We start from the raw sequence: 712 nt of genomic DNA, 5'->3' as shown, positions 1-712 counted from the left end.
TCCCGATCGGCGCCCCGGTGCCGGTGCCCCCGCCCCCGGTGGTTCCGCCGACGGTCGGGCCCGACGCGGGGACGGCTCCCGCGCCCGCTCCCGCTCCCGCCCCCGTCCCCGGAACGGGTACCGGCCCCGGAACGGGTACCGGCCCCGTGCCCGGGCGGTCCGAGGACCACCCGGACGGCCACCACCAGCACCGCCGCCGGACGGACGCCCCGGCCTCCGACGGTCAGCCCGGGCTCGCCTGGGGCGTGGTGCCGGTGGCCACCGCGCACGCGACCGCGCTGCACCTGGCCATGCGCGCGCTGCGCGCGGACGGCGCCCCGGGCACGCCCGTCGTCCGGCTGCGGACCATCGCCGACAGCCGCCCGACCGGTCTGCCCGGCGGGCTCGGACCGGTCGACCCGGAGCACCAGCGCGAGATCGAACGCCGGGCGCCCCGGGACGCGGACGGCCTGCCCGTCCGCCACCCCGACCCGGCGGCCGGCGGCTGGACCGAGGTGGTCAACGACGGCGGGTACCGCGAACCGGGGCGGGCCAACAACAGCCTGGAGATCGCCCTCTCCGCCGTCGACACCTTCACCGGCCGCCCGACCTGCGCCGCCCCGCGCGTCCCCACCGAGGGCGACGCGGGCGAGCGCGGCGGCCGCGACCGAGCCGAGCAGGACCCGCCGGTGGCCGCCCGCGGTGACGACCACGATCGCGCGGTGCGCCGGGT

The 712-nt window shown here is 81.0% G+C and carries 1 protein-coding gene; it reads left to right on the top strand.

All coding sequences use genetic code 11. From position 1 onward, the window contains the following. Window positions 1–146 precede the first annotated feature (146 nt). Window positions 147–712: hypothetical protein (locus tag ABD308_RS05270; protein ID WP_344326913.1), on the top strand; the 566-nt coding region annotated here is incomplete at its 3' end.

Source organism: Kitasatospora putterlickiae, assembly GCF_039527695.1.
GTDB classification, from domain to species: domain Bacteria; phylum Actinomycetota; class Actinomycetes; order Streptomycetales; family Streptomycetaceae; genus Kitasatospora; species Kitasatospora putterlickiae.
This window is presented reverse-complemented; position numbering and strand designations above follow the sequence as displayed.